Annotated in this window: 15 protein-coding genes and 2 pseudogenes; 13 read left to right on the top strand and 4 right to left on the bottom strand. The window is 62.6% G+C overall.

Going from position 1 to position 21,268, the window contains the following annotated elements; genetic code table 11:
• Nucleotides 1-2 precede the first annotated feature (2 nt).
• From ACFVJ3_RS32000 to ACFVJ3_RS31960, 9 genes are all read left to right on the top strand, one after another.
• Nucleotides 3-1,289, top strand: a complete 1,287-nt coding sequence (locus tag ACFVJ3_RS32000) for an MCE family protein (RefSeq protein ID WP_378455891.1) — start codon at nucleotides 3-5, stop codon at nucleotides 1,287-1,289.
• Entirely contained in the window at nucleotides 1,286-2,428 is a 1,143-nt protein-coding gene (locus ACFVJ3_RS31995; RefSeq protein WP_378455890.1) for an MCE family protein, read from the top strand. The genes ACFVJ3_RS32000 and ACFVJ3_RS31995 overlap by 4 nt, the downstream gene beginning before the upstream one ends.
• Nucleotides 2,425-3,861, top strand: a complete 1,437-nt coding sequence (locus tag ACFVJ3_RS31990) for an MCE family protein (protein ID WP_378455889.1) — start codon at nucleotides 2,425-2,427, stop codon at nucleotides 3,859-3,861. The genes ACFVJ3_RS31995 and ACFVJ3_RS31990 overlap by 4 nt, the downstream gene beginning before the upstream one ends.
• Nucleotides 3,858-4,547, top strand: a complete 690-nt coding sequence (locus ACFVJ3_RS31985) for a hypothetical protein (RefSeq protein ID WP_378455888.1) — start codon at nucleotides 3,858-3,860, stop codon at nucleotides 4,545-4,547. The genes ACFVJ3_RS31990 and ACFVJ3_RS31985 overlap by 4 nt, the downstream gene beginning before the upstream one ends.
• A 275-nt stretch (nucleotides 4,548-4,822) precedes the next feature.
• On the top strand, nucleotides 4,823-5,281 hold the full coding sequence (locus ACFVJ3_RS31980; protein WP_378455887.1) for a hypothetical protein: 459 nt from the start codon (nucleotides 4,823-4,825) through the stop codon (nucleotides 5,279-5,281).
• 35 nt (nucleotides 5,282-5,316) lie between these two features.
• Nucleotides 5,317-6,126: a hypothetical protein gene (locus ACFVJ3_RS31975; RefSeq protein WP_378455886.1), complete on the top strand. Its 810-nt coding sequence runs from the start codon at nucleotides 5,317-5,319 to the stop codon at nucleotides 6,124-6,126.
• Nucleotides 6,123-7,130: an RDD family protein gene (locus ACFVJ3_RS31970; protein ID WP_378455885.1), complete on the top strand. Its 1,008-nt coding sequence runs from the start codon at nucleotides 6,123-6,125 to the stop codon at nucleotides 7,128-7,130. The genes ACFVJ3_RS31975 and ACFVJ3_RS31970 overlap by 4 nt, the downstream gene beginning before the upstream one ends.
• Before the next feature lie 25 nt (nucleotides 7,131-7,155).
• Nucleotides 7,156-8,211, top strand: a complete 1,056-nt coding sequence (locus ACFVJ3_RS31965) for an ABC transporter ATP-binding protein (protein WP_378455884.1) — start codon at nucleotides 7,156-7,158, stop codon at nucleotides 8,209-8,211.
• Entirely contained in the window at nucleotides 8,201-9,532 is a 1,332-nt protein-coding gene (locus tag ACFVJ3_RS31960) for an NlpC/P60 family protein (protein WP_378455883.1), read from the top strand. The genes ACFVJ3_RS31965 and ACFVJ3_RS31960 overlap by 11 nt, the downstream gene beginning before the upstream one ends.
• A gap of 875 nt (nucleotides 9,533-10,407) precedes the next feature.
• Here ACFVJ3_RS31960 and ACFVJ3_RS31955 read toward each other — a convergent pair.
• The 3 genes and pseudogenes from ACFVJ3_RS31955 to ACFVJ3_RS31945 form a co-directional block, all read right to left on the bottom strand.
• Nucleotides 10,408-10,803 (bottom strand): annotated as a pseudogene (locus ACFVJ3_RS31955) (IS701 family transposase); the annotation flags it as partial.
• A gap of 5 nt (nucleotides 10,804-10,808) precedes the next feature.
• Nucleotides 10,809-11,715 (bottom strand): annotated as a pseudogene (locus ACFVJ3_RS31950) (IS701 family transposase); the annotation flags it as partial.
• 317 nt (nucleotides 11,716-12,032) lie between these two features.
• Nucleotides 12,033-13,835: a flavin-containing monooxygenase gene (locus tag ACFVJ3_RS31945; protein ID WP_378455882.1), complete on the bottom strand. Its 1,803-nt coding sequence runs from the start codon at nucleotides 13,833-13,835 to the stop codon at nucleotides 12,033-12,035.
• Between the two features lie 1,418 nt (nucleotides 13,836-15,253).
• Here ACFVJ3_RS31945 and ACFVJ3_RS31940 point away from each other — a divergent pair.
• Together ACFVJ3_RS31940 and ACFVJ3_RS31935 are read left to right on the top strand one after the other, a co-directional pair.
• Nucleotides 15,254-16,090, top strand: coding sequence for an alpha/beta fold hydrolase (locus ACFVJ3_RS31940; protein WP_378455881.1), 837 nt, complete (start codon nucleotides 15,254-15,256; stop codon nucleotides 16,088-16,090).
• A complete protein-coding gene (locus ACFVJ3_RS31935) occupies nucleotides 16,087-17,838 on the top strand; it encodes an FAD-binding protein (RefSeq protein ID WP_378455880.1) in 1,752 nt (583 codons plus the stop codon). Before ACFVJ3_RS31940 ends, ACFVJ3_RS31935 begins: the two co-directional genes overlap by 4 nt.
• A gap of 466 nt (nucleotides 17,839-18,304) precedes the next feature.
• Here ACFVJ3_RS31935 and ACFVJ3_RS31930 read toward each other — a convergent pair whose 3' ends face one another.
• On the bottom strand, nucleotides 18,305-19,012 hold the full coding sequence (locus tag ACFVJ3_RS31930; RefSeq protein ID WP_378455879.1) for an IclR family transcriptional regulator: 708 nt from the start codon (nucleotides 19,010-19,012) through the stop codon (nucleotides 18,305-18,307).
• A 12-nt stretch (nucleotides 19,013-19,024) separates the two neighbouring features.
• Here ACFVJ3_RS31930 and ACFVJ3_RS31925 point away from each other — a divergent pair, with 12 nt between their 5' ends.
• On the top strand, nucleotides 19,025-20,875 hold the full coding sequence (locus tag ACFVJ3_RS31925; RefSeq protein WP_378455949.1) for a bifunctional 3-(3-hydroxy-phenyl)propionate/3-hydroxycinnamic acid hydroxylase: 1,851 nt from the start codon (nucleotides 19,025-19,027) through the stop codon (nucleotides 20,873-20,875).
• The gene (locus ACFVJ3_RS31920) at nucleotides 20,872-21,207 is read left to right on the top strand and encodes an alpha/beta fold hydrolase (RefSeq protein ID WP_378455878.1); all 336 of its coding nucleotides are present in this window, start codon (nucleotides 20,872-20,874) and stop codon (nucleotides 21,205-21,207) included. The genes ACFVJ3_RS31925 and ACFVJ3_RS31920 overlap by 4 nt, the downstream gene beginning before the upstream one ends.
• Nucleotides 21,208-21,268: the final 61 nt, after the last annotated feature.

The following is a 21,268-nucleotide window of genomic DNA, read 5'->3' as shown; positions in this document are numbered from 1 at the left end:
GAATGTCCGCCACATCAATCGGACGAGTGCTTCCGAGCAGAACACTGGTGGTCGCCGTAGTGGCCGTCACCGTGGCGGTCGTCGTGGTCGTTTTCGGTTGGCGCGCATATGAGAAGTGGTCAACAACTTCCCTGAGCGCCTACTTCGAGAATTCCAACGGCATCTACGTCGGTGACAATGTCAAGCTACTCGGTGTCGACGTGGGCAAGATCGACGCCATCGAGCCAGAAGGTGATCGGACTCGAGTCGATTTCCATGTCGACTCGCAGTACAAGCTCCCGGCCGACGCCCGCGCAGTCATCCTGTCGCCCAGTCTCGTCTCCTCGCGATCGGTGCAACTGACCCCTGCGTACACGGGAGGCGACGCCCTGGAAGATGGTGATTCCATCCCGATCGAACACACCGCAGTACCCGTCGAATGGGACGACTTCAGGAAACAACTGCAGAACCTGTCCGAATCCTTCGGCCCGACGGAGACAAATGCCGACGGTGCAATCGGCGAGTTCATCCACTCCGCCGCACAGACGCTGAACGGCAAGGGCGACCAGATCAATACAACACTGACGAAACTGTCCGATGCGATGACCGCGCTCTCGGACGGCCGTCACGACCTGTTTGCCACCATCCGCAACCTCCAGGAGTTCGTGACAGCACTTTCCGCCAGCGAACAGCAAATTGTGGCCTTGAACACCAATCTTGCGTCGGTCAGCGGAGCACTTACCGACTCCGACCAAGAACTCGGCAACGCCCTCGGACAGGTCGACACCGTGACAGCCAGGATCGGGAAGTTTGTCAACGAGAACCGCGACGGACTCAGCAGAACGGTCGAAGACCTCTCCGCCGTGACCACCACACTGAACGAGAACCGACCGGCGCTCGAACAGCTACTGCACGCCGCTCCGACTGCATTCCAGAACCTCTACAACATCTACCAACCTGCCCAGGGATCATTGACAGGCGCACTTGCGGTCACACAGTTCCAGAACCCGGTGCAATTCATCTGTGGTGCAATCCAGGCCGCAAGTCAGCTCGGAGCCGAGGAATCAGCGAAACTCTGTGTGCAACATCTCGCCCCGGTCTTACAGCTACTCCAGTTCAACTACCCGCCGGTGGGCGTAAATCCCGCGGCAGGCGTACAGGTCCGCCCCGAGCAGATCGACTACAGCGAACCCGGGTTGCGAGGAACGGTCCCCACCCCCGAGAACACCCGAACAGTGAACTCGGCTAACGGCCTGAGCGGTCTCCTCGGACTGCCGACACCAAACGGTCAGGAAGAGAGCGGGCGATGAGGGTTTCAGCGAAGTCGATACCTCTGGCGGCCACGCTATGCCTGACGGGAATGGTCACGGCTGGCTGCGACTGGCAAGGAGCGAACTCCTTACCGCTTCCCGGCACCGAAGGTTCCGGCGAGGGCGCCTACTCGGTCGCCATCGAGATGCCGAACGTGACCTCGATTCAGCGAAACAGCCGTGTACGAGTCAACGATGTCACAGTCGGAAACGTCACCGATATCCGATTGGACGGTTGGCATGCGGTCGTGACCGTGTCCCTCAATCCCGGGGTCTCTCTGCCGCGCAACGCCACTGCGAAGATCGGCCAAACAAGCTTACTCGGATCGTTGCATGTGGAGCTTACACCGCCGCTCAACGAGCAGGCCGAGGGCCGACTGCAGCCGGGCGACACGATCTCACTCGATCACGCAAGTCAGTACCCGACGACCGAACAGACTCTGGCATCTGTCTCCACCGTACTGACCGGCGGGGGGCTCGGGCAGATCCAAGAGATAGACAAGGAACTCAATGCCGCGCTCAACGGGCATGAAGGTGACGTGCGAAGCTTCCTTACTCGGCTCGATACCTTCACCGCGGACCTGAACAACCAGAAGAGCGACATCATCGCAGCCCTCGAAGGCCTGGATCGGCTCGCCGCTACGGTCGGGGAGCAGAACGAGGTCCTGACCACTGCGCTGACGCGGATACCACCCGCAATCGAAGTCCTCAATCAGCAGAAAGAGAAGCTGTCCACGGCATTGGTGTCAATAGGCAATTTCGCCGATGTCACGAATACCGTCACCACCACTAGTGCAGCGGACATCGAGTCCAACCTTCGTGACCTCGAATCAACCATTAGGGCACTAGGCGATGCGGGGCCCTCGTTGACCGGGGCTCTGGGGATTCTCCCGACATTCCCTTGGCCGCTCGAAGGGGTGCATAAATTCGTTCGCGGCGACGCGGTGAATCTCTCGGCCGCCGTCGACCTGACCCTCGGGCGCCTCGACCGCAACTTCCTCCAAGGCACACCGCTGGAGGGTTCGCTCCACAACGCAGAGACAGCCCTCGGTCGAACCCTCGGTCGAATTCCGCCGCCGTCGACGAAGAATCCTCTGACGGCTCCGCTCGACACGGTCGCGATTCGAGGTACTCGATGATTCTCACCAGATTTGTACGCGTTCAACTCACGATCTTTTCGGTACTGACGATGATCGCACTCGTGGTGATGGGCATGCACTACATGCGGCTGCCCGCGCTCGCAGGTGTCGGGCGCTACACGGTGACTGTGCAACTTCCCACCAGCGGCGGCCTGTACGGCACATCCAACGTCTCCTATCGAGGCGCCACGATAGGAATCGTCACGCAAGTTGTTCCGACCACAGAGGGTGCAGAAGCAACTCTCAGCCTCGACAGTGCGGTAAAAGTCCCCCGAAATGCGAAGGCGGACGTCCACAGTCGTTCCGCGATCGGCGAACAGTACGTCGATCTGGTGCCTGAGACGGCCAGCGGCCCGTTCCTCGAGGACGGGGACGTTATCTCTCCGGCGAGCACGTCTGTACCGCAGGACATCGCTCCACTGATGGACACCGTCAACCGCAACCTCGCCTCGATCCCGCAAGAAGACCTGACCACCGTCATCGACGAGCTGTATGCGGCATTCAACGGCACCGGACCCGAAATTCAGCGGCTGCTCGATTCGTCGAACGCATTGCTGACCGACGGACTGGACAATTCCGACGCGATCACCACCCTGATCAATGACGCCTCGCCTTTCCTGAACTCTCAGCTTCACAGTAGTGAGTCGCTGAAGGTATGGGTCGGCCATCTTCACGACTTGACCGAGCAGGCAGCGGGACGTGACCTCGAGGTTCGGAACATCCTGGACAACGCGCCAACCGCGACCGGCGAATTGACCGCACTCTTCAACGAGTTGCAGCCGACCCTGCCAATTCTGATGGCAAACCTCACCAGCCTCGGACAAGTCGGGGTGACGTACAACAGATCCTTGGAGCAGCTCCTCGTGCTGCTTCCGCCATCGGTCAGTATGGTGAAGACGGTCCTGGTCCCGGACGCTGACACGACGAAGCAAGCCATGCTCGACTTCAACCTCAACCTCAATGCGCCGGCGCCCTGCACGACAGGGTTCCTGCCCGCATCGGAGCGGCGCGATGGCGCAGCGCTCGACTCACCTACCAGAACAGCAGATGCGATCTACTGCGCACTCCCACAGGATTCGCCGGAAGTCGTCCGTGGAGCGCGAAATCTGCCATGTATGGACAAGCCGGGTAAACGCGCTCCCACCGTCGAAATTTGCAAAAGCGATGAGGAATACGTGCCAAAGGGAACGAATCCGTGGATCGGTAATCCCACACCGACGACGGACAATCCTCTCGCCGCCGAAGGCAACGCGGTGGCACAAGTGCCGCCCGCACCCGCGGCCAGACCGGGCGTTGGGGTCGTGCGCTACAACCCCAACAGCGGCGAGTACACGGCCTCCGATGGAACGACCTATAAGCAGAGCGATCTGGACATACCTGCCGGTGAGGACCGGGCGGTCACAGTGGAGTCGCTCTTGACGGAGGGACGATGATGTCCAAGATCGACAAGAGGGCTGATTCCGAGGTTGGCATTGCGGAAGCGGTCGCGGCTGCCAGACGTGCCGCACGTGAAGCTGAGGGCATTGCGCGTGCAGCCGAGCTGGCGGTGCAGGAGGCGGAGGAAGCGACCACCGTCTCCAGCAGCGGAATGGAACGTCGTCGACGGACCCGCGACGCGTTCGACCGGTTGCGTCTCGGTGGGACTGCCCTGGTGGTGGTGTTCGGCATTATTGGCGCCGCAGTTCTGGGCTCGACTGGCCTTGCGCTTGCAGTCCATCATCACAGCGTGGTGGCAGCGGAGCAGCGTGACTTCGAGCTGCTGCAGGGAGCACGCCAGGCGGTCATCAATCTCATCTCACCGAGCGCCGACGATGCCGCTGGCAGCGCGCAACGGGTGATCGACACCGCAACCGGCGACTGGTTGAACGAGTTCGGCACGATGAGAGCAGATTTCACCGCCGCTATCACCGAATCATCGACAAAGTCCACCGGCGAAATCCTCGGGGCCGGCATCGAAGGAACGAATGACGACGGAACGACAACCGTTCTGGTCGCGGCAGTGTCCAAGGTGACGAACTCCGCGGGGGCCGTGGACGAGCCGAGAACCTGGCGCCTGCGCGTGCGTGTCACGGAGGACGCCGGAATGTACAAGCTGTCGAAGGTAGAGGTAGTCCCGTGACCGTCGACGAACTGACCCGAAGCGAACCCTCCGACGACAAGGTCGAAAGCAGACCTACACAATGTCGCGCTGCACGCATCAAGGCCGTTGCCCGCATCGGAGTCGCAGTACTAGCGGCCGGTGTCACCAGTGTGACGGGGTGGTGGTCGGGAGCTCCCCTGTGGGCAGCGCTATCAATCGCCATTGGGTGTCTCGCCGCAATCGGAGGTTACGTGGCATTCGAAGTACGGCACTCGAGCCATTCAGGGAGAATCGGTCGAGGACGCACAGTCGCTGTGCTCGCGGCATTGACGACGTCGCTGCTCCTGTACTCCGCGGTTACGTATTTCGTCCGGTACTCCGACGAACGTGATAGTGCTGCCATCGCCGAGGATGCCGCCGCTACTGCCGGCGACCTCAGCGCGGCGGCGCTGAGCTACACCGCGGACTCTGTCGAAGCCGACGTCAACGCCGCGAAATCGCACCTCACCGGCGAGTTTCTCGCAAGCTACAGCGAACTCGCGGCAAATAGCATCATCCCTCAGGCGACGCGGGACGGGATCATAACGAAATGGGAAGTCAGCGGAACTTCTCTGATATCGGCACACCTCGGATCGGCAGAGGCGCTCGTCTTTCTGCGGGGAACCGTATCCAGCCAGGTCAACCCCGAACCTCAATTCATGACGAGCAGCGTCCGTGTCCGGCTCGAACACGGCAATGATCAGTGGCTCATCGCGCAACTGGAGCCGATCTGACCGGCCGTATACCAGCCGAGTCCAAGGAGAGTGAAATGACCACGAAATCCGATGCGCCACACAATTCGCTAGCCGCTGCTGCGTCGCGCAGAGTCGATGTCCTGCGCGCGGCGGCAGTACAGGCGAGGCGTGCAGCTGACGAAGCCGCTGTGGCGGCTGCGCGTGCGTCCGACCTTGCGGCAGATTGTGCTGCTGCCGATGAGGCGTCGAGCAGTGCCGACGCCGAAGCGTCTCGACTGGCCGCGCCAATTCACGAGGCAGAACGTAGCACGCGCACACGAATGAGTCGCTTCGGGATGGTGTGCACATTCCTCCTCGTAGTAGCAGTGATTGCCACGGGAGTTGGATCGTGGATGACATCTGAGTATCTCGCCTCGCAGAGGGACCGCCAGGCCGACGCGCAGGTTCTGCAGTTCGCAGAATCGTCAGTAGTCCAATTGATTTCGACGCGCAAGGACGATGCCGACAGCTACGTTCAGCGCGTGCTGGACTCCTCGACCGGTCAGTGGCATGACGAGTTCGAAGAGAGGAAGGCAGCGGTGGTGGACACAATGAAGCAGGCCGGCGGCGAGATCTCAGGCCAAACGCTCTCATCCGGGATCGAACGACGCAATTCCGACGGCTCAATCACGGTCCTGGTTTCGGCACTCGGCCAGGGCACCGTGCTCTTGAATCAGCCACCGGCGGAGGGTGCGGCACCACCTGCGCCCAACGCTGAGAGTCAGACAGCTCCGGAATCGGAGCGAATTCTCGCGACGATGGAACCGCAGCAGTATCAGATCCGGCTCGATGTCGTATCGGTCGACGATCAACTGAAGGTAGCGAAAGTGGGGTTCGTCCAATGAACGCACCAGAGTCAGTAATTGACAGCGAGATTCCTTCGCTTCAGCGCTCAGGATCGGACTCGGATACCGGGAGCGATAGCGTGAAGAGTACTGTGTGGCAACTGTATTCCCGCCGTGCCGCAGCTGCCGCACTGGACTACCTCCCACCCATCATCGTGGTCGGATCCGTGTTCGTTACGGTCCCCGCCCTGGGCTCGCCATCCTGGGCTACCACGGTAGCGGTGATCACGGCGACAGTAACTACGCTTGCCTTCATCTGGAATGCAGTCCTGCTACAGGGGACCCAGTCGACCACGATCGGAAAGTCAGCGTTCGGTCTACGCACCCAATCCTCCACCGCACTCGGACCAATCGGCGTTTTGCGGGCGTCGATCAAATTGGTGGCGCATCTCATAGACGTAGCGACATTGCTGCTGGGATTTCTATGGCCGCTGTGGGATTCGAAGAGACAGACATTCTCCGACAAGCTCGCTTCGGCAGTTGTGGTTTCCACCAATCGATCGTCCTGCTCGACCCGTCTGACCCGCAGGGTGTACGTGTCGTGGTGCGCGGCACCGATCGTGTTTCTCGCACTCATGGTCTCGGCACAGTTCGTCGTTCAGCGCTCGGCGGATGACCAGAGAAATCACGCGATGGGTAGCGTCGCTCAGGTGGCATCGGGCGGAGCCACCGCAGTTCTGTCCTACAGACCCGAAACTGTCGACCAAGATCTCGCCGCGGCAGCAGAACTGTTGACCGGTGATTTCCGGGATTCCTACCAGAAGCTCGCGGCCGAAGTCGTCGGCCCGACCTCTCGGCAGAAGAACATCACCATGCAGGCGACAGTTGTGGGCACGGCTGTCGAATCCGTGGCAGACCACAGCGCTTCTGTCCTCGTATACGTCAACCAAGTGACCACCGGGGGAGACGGCGCCGAGCCGACGCAGTCACAGAACGCCATTCGCGTTGGGCTCGTCAACGAGGACGGCCGATGGCTCATCGACAAGTTCGACCCGCAGTTCTGATCGCAAGAATTCTTTGGAGGTAGTCATGGGTGTTGAGGTATCCGTCGAGGGACTGACCAAGTCGTTCGGCCCGCAGACGATCTGGCAGGACGTCACCTTGACCCTCCCTGCCGGTGAGGTCAGTGCGTTGCTCGGGCCGTCGGGTACGGGTAAGTCGGTGTTCCTGAAGTCGCTGATCGGTCTGCTCCGCCCGGAGCAGGGTTCGATCGTGATCGACGGCACCAACATTCTCGAGTGCTCCAGCAAGGAGCTCTACGAGATCCGCAAGCTGTTCGGTGTGCTGTTCCAGGACGGTGCCCTGTTCGGGTCGATGAACCTGTTCGACAACGTGGCGTTCCCGCTGCGCGAGCACACCAAGAAGTCCGAGTCCGAAGTCCGCAAGATCGTGATGGAGAAGATGGAACTCGTCGGCCTGCTCGGGGCCGAGGACAAGCTGCCGGGCGAGATCTCCGGTGGTATGCGCAAGCGTGCGGGCCTGGCCCGGGCCCTGGTGCTGGACCCGCAGATCATCCTCGTCGACGAGCCGGACTCGGGTCTGGATCCGGTGCGTACCACCTACATCTCGCAGACGTTAATCGACATCAACGCCGAGATCGATGCGACGATCCTGATCGTCTCGCACAACATCAACCTCGCGCGGACGGTGCCGGACAACATCGGCATGCTGTTCCGCCGGCAGCTGGTGATGTTCGGACCCCGCGAGGTGCTGCTCACCAGCGACCAGCCGGTGGTCAAGCAGTTCCTGAACGGCACCATGATCGGTCCGATCGGGATGTCGGAGGAGAAGGACGAGGCCACCATGGCCGCCGAGCAGGCCATGGTCGACGCCGGTCACCACGCCGGTGGTGTCGACGACGTCGAGGGCATCGTCCCGCAGATGAAGGCGACGCCGGGGATGCCGTTCCGCCAGGCCGTGGCACGCCGGCAGGAACGCGTCCGGCACATCATGCACACCCTGCCGGAGAATGCCCAGATCGCCATCCAGGAAAGCCTCGACGCGACTATCGGCTACGACGTCTCCGACTACGAGTTCTACGATGAGGTCACCGCCCAAATGGAAGGCGCGGTCGATGTCCGGTGACCCGTCCACAATCATCATCGGAGTCGTCACCGCCGCTGGGGCGCTCCTACAGGGCATGAATGCGCCCCCCCAGGTGAACGACCAGGTAACGCAGGCAATCGAGTCGTTTGACGCGACACCAATAGACCAGCAGGTGTCCGACCTGATCGCGGTGCTGCCCGAGCCGGTGCGCGCACCCGCGCAGCAGGCGGTGGACGACGTCACCGCCGCGGCAGAGTCCGCGCTCGCACCACACCTGCCGCCTGGCGCGCGCACACCGCCTGCACCCGATCCTGAGCCGGCGCGGCCCGCACAGCAGCTCGCACCGCAGGCGGTTCCGGAATCCGATCCACTCGCCCCGGTGTTACTGCCGAGCCCGCCCGCCTACGAAGACGATTCGAGGACCGGCGGCAGCGCTGTGCTGCAGCCTGTTCCGGCGGCCTTTCCTCGCGCGTCGCTGGCTCCGGTCGGTGCGATCGCGCTGTTCGCGCCGTGGCTGCGCAAAGCTGGATCGATCTGCGAGGGAATCAAGCCGGCGACAGTAGCGGCGCTGTATGCGGCGGAGAACGGGTTTCGCTACGGCCCCACCGCGCCCGTCTCGCCTGCCGGTGCTCGCGGGCCGGGGCAGTTCATGCCGGGGACGTGGGCGATCTACGGCAAGGATGCCGATGACGACGGCAAGGCGGACGTGCTCGGGATCGCCGACTCGGTAGTGGCCTCGGGAAATCTGCTGTGCGATACATATGAACAGATCGTCAACTGGAAACGTCAGGGCAGGGTCACGGGGAACACGCTCGACCTCACCCTCGCGGCGTACAACGCCGGTGCCGGCGCCGTGCTCCGATCCGGTGGAATGCCCTCCGGCAGCCCGGACTACGAGAACCAGACCAAACCCTACGTCGCGAAGATCCGGGCAAACGAACCGTCCTTCGCGGAATTACTCGCGCCGCTCATCGGACTGTCCCTGGCCGACGGCGCCGGCGGGCAGGTGGTCGAATCGGCCGTCCGATACCTCGGCCTGCCTTACGTCTGGGGCGGCGGCAACGTCAACGGCCCCTCGGGGGGTGGCTTCGACTGCTCGGGCCTGACCTCGTTCGCGGTCCACGCCGCCACCGGCATCACCCTGCCCCGCACGTCCGAGACCCAGTGGAACATCGGGCAGGAAGTTCCGATGGACCAGGCCCGGCCCGGTGACCTGCTGTTCGGAAATTGGCAGGTAGGCGGCCCCGGGCACGTCGCCATCTACATCGGGAACGGTCAGATGATCCACGCCCCCACCACGGGTGACGTCGTACGCATCGCCGACGTCTTCCCCGAGATGAAGGCTCGCCATCTTTTCTGAAGTCCTTGCAAACCAACAGTGTGCCCCACTCCGAAGGAAGTCCTCATGGTTATCGACCTCGTAGACCCCATCCAGAACTTGGTGGCCGCCATCGCATGGCTCCTGATCCGCGGCCACCTACCGCCACTATGAATCGACAACGAGGTGCAGACGTGATCAAACCGTTGGCCCTGGAGCGGGAATGTGGTGAAGGTGAATGCGGAGGACAGGCACCAGGCGGTGGACAGGGTTCGACACCGCGAAAGTGGTCATGAAGGGACTTCTGACGTTGGCCCTCTCCGTGACGGTCGCCGTTGTCGTTTGTGGGACTGCGCCGGCGAGGAAGCCTTCGGAGCCCTAGAAGGTCCGCCTCAGAGCAACTGGACTGTTGCAATGGCCTATTCGTTTCGGCATCCTAATGCGTTGCCTCCCGGTATGAATGACGACTCTTTCCTGTTGAATCCCAACCGACCGAATCCCGTGGTTCTACTGAACGGCACGTTCGAGAACAGTTACGCCAACTGGGCGATGTTCTCACCGGCATTGAAGGCCGATGGGTACTGTGTCTTCGGCTTTCGACTACGGCAACGTGACTGGCAGTTCCCTTCACCAGATCGGCAACATGCGGGAGTCGGCGGCTGAGTTGGGACGCTTCGTCGAAACCGTGTTGACGTCGACTGGCGCAGATCGAGTTGACCTTGTTGGCCATTCCAAAGGGGATTAGTACTGCAACGGCACTTATGGGACGTGTCCTCGGGTTCGGTAGTGGCAGGTGCGGCCCTGGTGCTGTCGGCGTCGTCACCAGTGTGACCAGGACCAGACGTGCTCGTCGGGGTGGGCGTGTCGCAGGCTCAGATGCACGAGCCGCCGCCGGATCTCGGGTACCGTGTGCGCGATCATGCCTTGATCTTCGATCCCGATTCCCTCTTTACTGCTTCGGTTTTCGTGCCCGCGACCCAGGCGAGGGCGAGCATCGACAAGGTGATGTGGGCGTACCAGGCCCGGTAGGTGCGCACCTGGTACTGGTCCAGGCCGGCCTCGTTCTTGGCCTGCTGGAAGCATTCCTCGACCCGCCACCGCGATCCGGCGACGGCGGCGAGTTCGGTGAGCGTGGTACGGCGGGGTCCGGCGCAGATGTAGTACGCGATCTCGGTCGGATCCGACAGGGATCGGCGGGCGAGGAGCCAGTGCCCACGCCCGGGCGCCCAGACGATCCGGATCGGCACCCGCACCCAGGAGTACTCGCGCGGGCCGTGGGCGCCGTCGCCGGCGGAGATGCGGCGCCACTGCTTCGGCGGGGTCCGGCGCAGATGTAGTACGCGATCTCGGTCGGATCCGACAGGGATCGGCGGGCGAGGAGCCAGTGCCCACGCCCGGGCGCCCAGACGATCCGGATCGGCACCCGCACCCAGGAGTACTCGCGCCGGCCGTGCGCGCCGTCGCCGACGGAGATCCGGCGCCACTGCTTCGCCGGGACCGCGGCGATCATCTCGTCGGCGCGGCCGGAGCGGCCGTGCGGGGTGAACACATCGTCATTGCAACGGGTAGCCAACACATACGAAACATCGCGCTCCTCGAGCCAGACCCGCAGGTACTTCACTGACCGTAGGCCTCGTCGGCGGTGGCCCAGGAGAACGGAACCTGTGCGTCGAGCGCGCGTTCGATCATGTGCTGCGCCAGCACGGGTTTGGTCGCGAACTCCACGTCGTCACCGATGCCGGCGGCACGGCACCGGTCCCGGTCGGAGGTCCACGATTCGGGCAGGTACAACTCCCGGTCGATCAACGCGTGCCCCGCCGCGCTCGCGTAGGCGAGGAACACCCCGATCTGACAGTTTTCCACCCGCCCGGCGGTGCCCGAGTACTGGCGCTGCACGCCGGCCGAGCGGGTGCCCTTCTTGAGGAATCCGGTGTCATCGACTATCAACACCCCGGCCGGATCGCCGAGACGTTCGACCACGTAGTCACGCACATCGTCGCGGACCCCGTCGACGTCCCAGTCCGCCCGTCGCAGGAGACGTTGCATCCCGTCCGGACTCATTCACCGGCCCGCTCGGCGAGGGTCCACCCGTTCTTGCGTTCCGGACCCGCAACCAAACCCGCCACATACTCCCGCACCCGGGTCCGCGGCTCCGACCGGACGAACCGGCCAGAGATCCGCTCAAGCAACGCTTCCAACTCGGCAGCAACCAGATCGACAACCACCCAACCATTATCGACTACTGTCAAGCAAGTGCCGTTGCAGTACTACCGGGGCTGCGCCCCAGCCCGACAAGGCATGTCGTCGTCGGTTCCGGTTTGAGCGCAGGCTCACGCAAGGACCCGCGGTCAGAGTAGCCGACCGCCACCACTCGCCGCGCCGAAGAATGTTGACCATGACGCGAAGTGCGTATCGCCAGGTCAGATACGCTGTATTTGCGCTGTGGAGCGAGCACGTCCCACGTTACGCGTTCGAAGCCGGCCCGAGAAACCGCGAACTTGACTCAAAATATCGGCTTCGCCGGTCCTAGAAATCTAGAAATCTAGTAGGCGGCTACTGCATTGGAGTTCTTTGCGGGCTTTCGGTACGAGTCCGGGATCAACCCGTCCAGGTCCGCCTTGACGAGCAGGGCGAGTCGCGCGGATCCGGCACGGATCTGGTTGATGCCACCGCCATTGATCCACAGGCCGCGCTGCCCGGTCTGGCCCCACATGTTTGCCCATTCGCCCTCGTCGTCGAGTCGGGCGATGTCGCCGACACGTTCGGCCACCTCGGGGCCGAACTGCTCGGCGACCTCCACCTTCCGATTCTGGTAGCCGGTCGCGAGGATCACGATGTCCGCTTCAAGAATCGTGCCGTCGTTCAGCAATGCACCGCCCTCAACGAACTCCACGATTCGGTCGGCCTGCTGGATCTTGATTCCACCTGCGACGATCGCTTCGGAGGCACCCTTGTTCAGGTAGTAGCCACCACCGGTGCGGAGGAACAGGTCGAGCCACCCCATGCCGTTCACGCCGTCGCCGAGCCGAAGCCCGGCCGCCTCGAGCCCTTCCAACAGGTCCGCATCCATCGCCTTTGCCATCTGGTGGTACTGCTGAGAGGCAGCCTCGCGGAGCGGGTTGATCAGTCCGATGCCGTAGCGGATATCGACCAACTCGGTGGGGATGCTCGGATCGATGTATCCGGCGTAGGCGAGGTTGGCGGTGTCGACATGATTGACCACGATGGGGCTGCGCTGCACCATGGTCACCTCGACGCCGTTGTTGTGCAGGTCGAAGGCGATGTCGTGGGCGCTCGTCGAAGCACCGACGACGATGGCCTTCTTGATCCCGTATTCGGATGCCTTGGTGTAGGCCGAAGAGTGCATCACCTTGCCGGCGAAGGACGACAGTCCGGGCAATTCGGGGATGGCGGGCTTGCCGCCGATGCCGCCCGTGGCATGAACGATGTGACGTGGATGCAGGACGCGATGAGTGCCATCGCTCTGCCGAAGGGTCGCAGTCCACTGCCCGGTGTCGCCGTTGAAGTCCGCCCCGAGGAAGTCGGTTCCGGACCACACGTTGAGATCGAGATAGCGGGCGTAGATGTCGAGCCAGTCACCGACAATCTCCTTCGGGAGATATTCGGGATAGTGCCGCGGGAACGGCAGGTACGGGAATCCGTTCATCTCCACCGGGTTATGGAGTAGGAGTGAGTCGTAGCGAGTGCGCCAGTTGTCCCCTACCTTGTCGTTCTTGTCGACGACAAGGGTGTCGACGCCGAGCTGATCGAGGTTCGCTGCGGCGACCAGGCCGGCCTGGCCGGCGCCGATGACGAGTACCTCGGGTTCGCGATCGAGGTACGCGCGCTTGTGGGCGTGGTGCTCAGCCCATGTCTGACCCGGGTACGCGGGTGTGAAGCCGCCGCCTCGCGGGTGCAACGGAGGGGCTTCGGCTCCCGTGATTCCTTCAAGGCGCGTGTAGATGGCACTGGCGACGAATCCATGTGGAGAGCGCCTGTCGGGGACGCCGTTGATCAGAGCGACGCCGGACCCCGTCGCCGTGTCGAAGTCGAAGAAGGCCTCCACCACGGCCGACTCTCCTTCGCCCAGCACGTGCGGTGTGGGCCATGCCTTGGAGGTCCTGAAGTTGCTCGGCCGAATGTCGCCGGCGACGGCCAGCAATGTTGAGACGACGGCCTCGCGACCATGAAACTGCCGGAAATCCCAAGTGAGAGCACCATTGTCGCGCAAATAGGACTGCTCGGCGAAGAGCCGCTCAAGCTTGCCGGAATCGCCGTTAGTCAAGGCGCTCTCAAAGTCGGCGGCCCACTGTTCGGCGCCGCTTTGAACGGTGTCTGCAGTCATGGTGTTCCTTATGTTCGTAGGTGCGATTGCTTTGTGCGTTGTAGCGCTGCCCGGCCCTGGTGTGATTGCTGTCTGTGCCGGTGGCTCGGCCAGCCGGAGATTTACTGGGCTGCTGGCAGAGATCCGATGCTGTCTCTGTTTTAGGGCGGCGCCGACAGAATGAAGTTGGTAGACAGGGTAAATGGTGGCCGATGTACGCAGGAAACGAGCGCTCCGTTCACAGCGCTCGGGTGCCGCAACGTGACGATGCGGTGCGACCGAACCCCCGGGGCGATCACACAGGCGTTCACGAAGGATTGAACCTCATTGGTCTGTTCCTGCGGTGCTGTGGGCGTCGCCGTGGGACCTGAACCGTCAATACTCGCGATAGACGTCGAACCGCCATCGGAGGGGGCGCCGCCCACGGCATGGAATGCCTTCGCCGCCGCGACGTGCTTGGCTCCAAGTCGGGGTCTTGGACCGCGGTCGCAGAGACATGCGCGCATCAAGGGGAGGCCCTTCGCTTCGCTGGCTTGGGGCGCCGCCGGTGAAGCAGGGCCGCGGGTGAGCGCGAATGCTGTAAGCGTGCGGTCAAAGCCGAAAGCTGTCTGCGTAACCACACTGTCTCCTCTGTTGCCGCATCCGCGGCCTTACGACGCTGTTCACACGCGTGTTGTGTAGAGATGGAGGTCACACGCTGCGCCTGTCGCCAATTTAGAGAAGATCCGCATGGCTGTCAAGCATATGATGCGACAAAAACATGCATATAACGAACAGATTGGCGGATCGTGAAAAGTCGGGTTACGGCGAATCGGCCGTCGTCCATTGCCAGCTCGACCGTGTTTGGTGCAACGTAGGCGGAGCTCATACTGGACAAGCTGCAATGAGTCGGCGGACGATCCCCTTGCCTCGCTGTCCGCTGCGGGCGCCGGTAGATGGGCGGCCTTCGGGAGCCACTCGGATTGATGAGCGAGGTTGCGGCTTTTCGTGGATCAGCTGAAGGTTCGGGAAGGGCTGTAGTCGGATCACGCGTAGTCGTAGGTTCAGAACACAACCCGCGGGTGCCGACGATGGGCGACCCCGTGTTCTCCGCCGCCCCGACTGTCGCCGACCGTCTTCGGGACGGCCTCGCCCCAGCGGGCCGGAAAGACCCGACCGGAGGAGTGCATTATATGATAATGAGAAGTGCATCATATGATCAACAAGGGGAGTGGTGCCGGACTTTTCGGGAACGCGGACCCGGTCGACCAGCACGACTCCGGAAGGATCGGTCCCAACCTGGCAACGTTCGCTCAGGCAACATTTCGTCGATAGCCGCGGGTCCGCGGACAAGTGCATAACCGCTGAGAAGTGGATCTACGCGTCGATGCTGTCTCACAGTTGAAGAACTGAAATGTACTGCGCAAGAGTGAGATCAGCGCAGCAAAGGAGTAGTAACCATGTCATCATCACCGTGGACGCAGCAGATCGTCACCATCAACGGTCTCCGTACCAACTACCTGGAAGCCGGGAAGGGTGAACCCCTCGTCTTGCTGCACGGCGGCGAGTTCGGCGGCAGCGCTGAGCTCGCCTGGGAACGTGTGATCGGTCCGCTTGCGGAGCACAGGCGAGTGATCGCCCCGGACATCCTCGGATTCGGACAGTCCGCGAAGACCGTTGACTTCGTCGACGGCCGAGGCTGGCGCCTACGCCATCTTGCGAATCTCTGTGACTTTCTCGGCATCGGTCATGCCGACTTCATCGGCAATTCGATGGGCGGCGCCATGCTGCTCGCCGACGCTGCTTCGGCGAATCCAGTTCTCCCGGTGCGCCGACTTATTTCTGTCTGCGGCGGCGGAGAAAGCGAGGACAACGAGCATATGGCAGCGCTGATGGATTACGACGCCACCCTTGAAGGGATGAGGAGAATCGTTGAGGCGCTGTTCGCGGACCCCGCCCATCCCGCGGACGCTGAGTATGTGCAGCGCCGATACGAGTCGAGCGTCCTACCCGGTGCATGGGAGGCGGTGGCTTCGGCTCGCTTCCGTCGGCCCGGGCACCGCACATTAGGCTCGAGTGACCTGAGCTACGAGGCGATCACCGTTCCGGTCCTCCTGGTCGAAGGCGAGAAGGACAAACTCAAACCGGCTGGGTGGGCTCAGCGGCTAACAGCCCGCATCCCCACGGTGAATACGGCAATCGTGCCCGACGCAGGGCACTGCCCACAGATCGAACAACCAGAACAGTTCATCAAGTTTGTACACGACTACCTCGACACGAAGGGCATGGAGCAATGACACAGACCAAATTCGATGATGAGGTCGACGTCCTCATCATTGGTGCCGGATCGGGTGGCTTCACGGCTGCCCTTGCCGCACATGCTCGCGGTCTCCGCACGCTCATCGTGGAGAAGGCGCCGTGGTACGGGGGGTCCACCTCGCTTTCGGGTGGTGGGATCTGGGTGCCCGGCGCACCCGCGCAGACCCGGATGGGGCATAACCCGGACCCCGACGGCACGTTCCGCTACCTCAAAGAGATCACCGAGGGTCTCGTTTCCGACGAACGTCTGCAGGCGTACGTCGACGAGGCACCGAGAATGCTCGAGTTCCTCGAGAACCTCGACCCCGATCTGCAGTTCGTATGGAAGCCCGGCTACCCCGACTACTACCCGAATCTTCCCGACGGGTCGGAACTCGGCAGCACGATCAATGTCCCCCCTGTCGATCTGCGATCGCTGGGTGATGACGTCGACCAGTTGCACCCCCCGCTGGCGGTCACCCCCCGTGGCATGTGGATCGGCCCCACCGAGTTGCCGGACTTCTATCGGCTGCGGCAGACCTGGGCGGGCAAGCGACTATTCGTGAAGCTAATTTGGCGTATGGTTCGTGCCCGGTTGACAGGCGAACGAGTCACCACGATCGGCCAGGCGCTGATGGCGCGACTGATGCTTGCTCTCCGCAAACGCGACATCCAACTCTGGCTGGAATCCCCGATGACCTCACTGATCACGGAGGACGGACAGGTCATCGGCGCTCTCGTGGAACGCGGGGGCCGAGCGGTACGGGTGCGGGCGCGCGGCGGTGTCGTCATCGCAGCAGGAGGATTCGATCACAACGCGGTCATGCGCAAGATCTGGCAGCCCACTGCTCGTGCCGATCTCAGCCTCGGGACGAAAACGAACACCGGCGACGGCATCACGGCCGCGGTCGAAGCGGGCGCGGCACTGGATCTGATGGACAGCGCGTGGTGGTTCCCCGCCGTTGAATGGGGCCCAGGCAAGATTCAGTTCAGCCTCAATGAACGCATGCTGCCGTCCCAGCTCATCGTCAACGGCGTCGGCGAACGTTGGATCAACGAAGCAGCCCCATACGAGGACTTCGGATTCGAGATGATCGCCAAACATGAGGCCGGTGTGCCTCACATCCCTTCTTGGTACATCACTGACGACTGGTCCTGGCGCCGCTACGTCATCTTTGGGCATCTCCCCATCCTCAGGATCCCGTTCGCGCCGGCACCGACGGGCCGCCGCCTGCCGAAGGCGTGGCGGCAGTCCGACGCAATGCATTCCGCACAGTCGCTCCCGGAACTTGCCGCGAAGATCGGCGTCCCACAGGACAATCTTGAGCAGACTGTCGAGCGGTACAACAGAGACGCAGCCACCGGCGTGGATACCCAGTTCCACCGAGGGGAGAGTTCCTACGACCACTATTACGGCGACATCACCCTCTCGAATCCGAGCTTGGCGCCGCTGCACGGCGGTCCGTACTACGCGTTCCGGATCAGTCTCTCCGATCTGGGCACCAACGGCGGTGTCGTCACCGACGAGTTCGGGCGCGCCCTGGGTGAAGACAGGAAACCGATCGACGGTCTTTACGCGACGGGTAATGCTGCCGCCTCCGTGATGGGTCGCAGCTACGCGGGCGCAGGCTCGACTATCGGACCCTCCATGACGTTCGGATACATCGCTGCACAGCACATCGCGGACCGGACGTCGGGGCGCGCAACCACTGAAGCACCCGCTGTGAGGTCCGGCCGAGACGACTGATGTTAGGCCAGGAGGGCGATGTGGCGCGGGTGAACAGAAAAGGTGTTTGCCCGAGCTGCCTGCACAGATTGCTACCGCTCGACTGAACACACCTGCGGACACGGGAGCATCTGTCCGCAGGCCCCGCGAGCGGAAAGGGCAGTGCTGCGCAGCGAGAGTGGCCGCTAGGCCAGCTGGAGCGTCGTCTACGGGCTTCGAGACACCGACCGATCGAGTTGGGCAGCGCACGACAGTCCTGCGCACTCGACCTCGGCTCGGATGCCCTTGGTGCCGGGTCAGGACTGTTCGCTCGTGTCGGCGAGGGTGCGCGATGAATTTTGACGCTACTGGGAGACCCGTGCAGGTCGACGTCGGCCCTCAGCTGCGGGTGGTCACCGGTTCGCAGCTGAGGACCGTTTCAGGCGCGGCTGAAGGCCCGGAGCTTCGAGAGCGGGCTCGACCGGGCATTGAGGGGCGCCGCGGTGGGTCAGTTCTCCTCTGCAAGCGCGTGAGCGAGCTCATTCGCAGCTTTGCGGACCGCCGGTCCGACGGAGTCGGCGATATCGACACGATGTGTGATGACGTTGAGACAGGCGCGCGGCATATGTGGTGGTAGCGGGATCCAGGCCGCGATTCCGAACTCGCCGGTCTCTACTTCACCGCGACTACGTGCGAAACCCGCCTCCCGTGCGATCTGCACGGCTTCCTGTTCCCCGTCGACGGGGTCACTGCCGGCCAGGATCGCATAGGCCGCCGCGCCGCGGTCCATAGGTGTCCACATGCCCGACTGGAACGCGATGTGATGTCTCGATGTGGTGGGCTCCATCATGGCGACCGCGAGTGCATCGGAACCCTGTTCCACGAACAATGCCACGGTCGACTCGAGCTGGTCGGCGAGCCTGCGCATGTACGGTATGGCGACCTCGCGCAAGGAGGGCAGATAGCTGTCTGCCAAGGTGGCCATACGGGCCCCAGGCAGGTACACGCCCTGCTGCCCTCGCGACACCAGCCCGAAGTCGTTCAATGTCTGCAACAGGCGGTAGGCGATTGACCGGTGCACGCCCAGCATCTCCTCCACCTGCCGCACCGTCATCCCGTGATCTGCGTCGGCTATGGCCAGTAAGACTCGCAGGCCACGAGCAAACGTCTGATTTCCGTCGCGCGTAGCGCCCTCCGGATGTCTCGATAGTTGCACGCATTCAGCTTAGTGTGCCGTCCCGTCGAATCGGGCTTGACGTGTTACGTCAGTCACTCTTATCCTAGGATATACCAAATAACGAGCAGTAATGTTGCAAATAATGAACATACAAGGGATGATGATGTCACTTTCGGAGGAACTTCCGAGCCACGAATCGATGCCGACGTGGTGGTGGTGGGGGCAGGGCCTTCGGGGTTGATGGTCGCGAACCTATTGGGCGCCTATGGGATACGTGTCGTAGTCGTCGAAGCTGGAGCGGAGATCATCGACTACCCGCGCGGCGTAGGCATGGACGATGAGTCATTGCGGACGTTTCAATCGGTACAGCTGGCCGAGCATGTTCTGCCCCATACCGTTCCTCATCAACTGTTGGTCTTCGTGGATCGGAAGCGTCGGGATCTCGCCCGCATGGCCCCGCCTATGGCGGACTTCGGCTGGCCGCGGCGCAGTGGGTTCGTACAACCCCTAGCTGACCGTGTTCTGCTGGAAGGGCTGACGCGGTTCGATCACGTCGAAGTGCAGTGGTCGAGCACGGTGATCGCCCTTGGGCAAGATGGCTCTGGCGTGACGGTGACCGTCGACGGCCTGGATGGCATCCGCAAGGTTCGAGCCCAGTACGTCGTCGGTGCGGACGGAGGGCGCAGCGCGACGCGCAAAGCGCTCGGAATCAACTTCCCGGGAAAGACAGCCTCATCTGACTGGCTCGTGGTCGATATCCGCAACGACCCGCTCGGGCAGCCAGGAGCCTATGTCGGTGCCGACCCGAGGCGTCCGTACGCCTCGATCAGCATCCCCCATGGGATTCGGCGGTTCGAGTTCATGCTCAAGCCCGGCGAGACCGCCGAAGACGCCAACCGTGACGACTTCATCGCCGCTCTCATGGAGCCCTTCATCCCATCGACGTCCTCCCCGGACACCATTCGACGTCGTGTCTACACACATCAGTCACGCATTGCCGACCGATTCCGTTTGGGCAGGGTGTTTCTCGTGGGAGATGCTGCGCATTTGATGCCTGTGTGGCAGGGGCAGGGCTACAACAGCGGTATCCGGGACGCCCTCAACTTGTCGTGGAAGCTCGCCATGGTGGTGCGTGCGCAAGCGGGAGATCGCCTGCTCGACACATACGATGTCGAGCGGCGTGACCATGTGCAGGCAATGATTCAGCTGTCGACCACGGTCGGGCGGGTGATCTCGGTGACCAACCCCGTCATCGCATCGGCACGGGATCTCTTCTTCCGTACCATTTCTTTAGTGCCGCGACTGAAGTCGTACATCGTACAGATGCGGTTCAAGCCGATGCCGACGATGCGCACCGGCGCAATCACTCATGTCGGGTCTCAGGGTGCAGCATCGCCGGTCGGCAGGCTGTTCCCGCAGCCGATGGTGACGACCCGGAGCGAGGGAACCGTCCGGATGGATGATGCGATCGGAAACTGGTTCACGTTGCTCATGTGGAACAACGATCCGTTCGCAATCCTCGATGAGGACGCCATCCGCGCTGCTGAAAGTGCGGGCATTCGACTGGTTGCGGCTCGTCCGGCTGTGCAGTTGAACTGGAACGAGAACGGGCAAGGTTCGGCGCCCGGCCGGATGGTGATTGGCGACGACGGCGTGCTGAAGAAGTGGTTCGATGCGCGCCCCGAGTCGGTCGTGCTCCTGCGTCCGGACCGGATCGTTGGTGGCGCTGCCCCGGCATATGCGGCTTCCGATCTGGTGCGGGCGTTTCTCCGAGAAGTCGGGGTCGTGCAATCCGCACCCGAGCGTCCGATCGCGGTCGAGCAAGTTTTGCGCGGCGCGGATCTTCTCGTGGCCGAGACGTCGCAACCGCACACCAACCATCACGAAAAGGAGAGGTCATGACACTGTGGGCCGAACTCGAGGGTTTGGATTATTCCATCCGTCATGTCCAGGTGGGGCAGTGGTCGACTCGAGTACTCGAGCATGGCGCCGGAGCGCCGTTGATCATCATGCACGGCACCGGCGGGCATTTGGAGGCGTTCGTCAAGAACCTCCGGGCACTGGGGAAGCACTACCGGGTGTTCCTCTACGACTACCCCGGGCACGGTTGGACGACGACCGCGACCAGTGATCTCGAAATCGGCGACTACATCGAGCATCTTGTCAGGTTGATGGAGGTGCTCGGCATCGACCGGGCACACCTTAGGGCCTGTGACAAAATAATGTCGCTTTAGCTGGTTTCGGGCGTTACCGTTGAGCTATGACGGATGTGGCGGACTCGGTGGCGCGGCGGTA

Origin of the sequence: Rhodococcus sp. NPDC127593 (genome assembly GCF_042671975.1) — a bacterium.
In the GTDB taxonomy this organism is placed as follows: domain Bacteria; phylum Actinomycetota; class Actinomycetes; order Mycobacteriales; family Mycobacteriaceae; genus Rhodococcus_F.
This window is presented reverse-complemented; position numbering and strand designations above follow the sequence as displayed.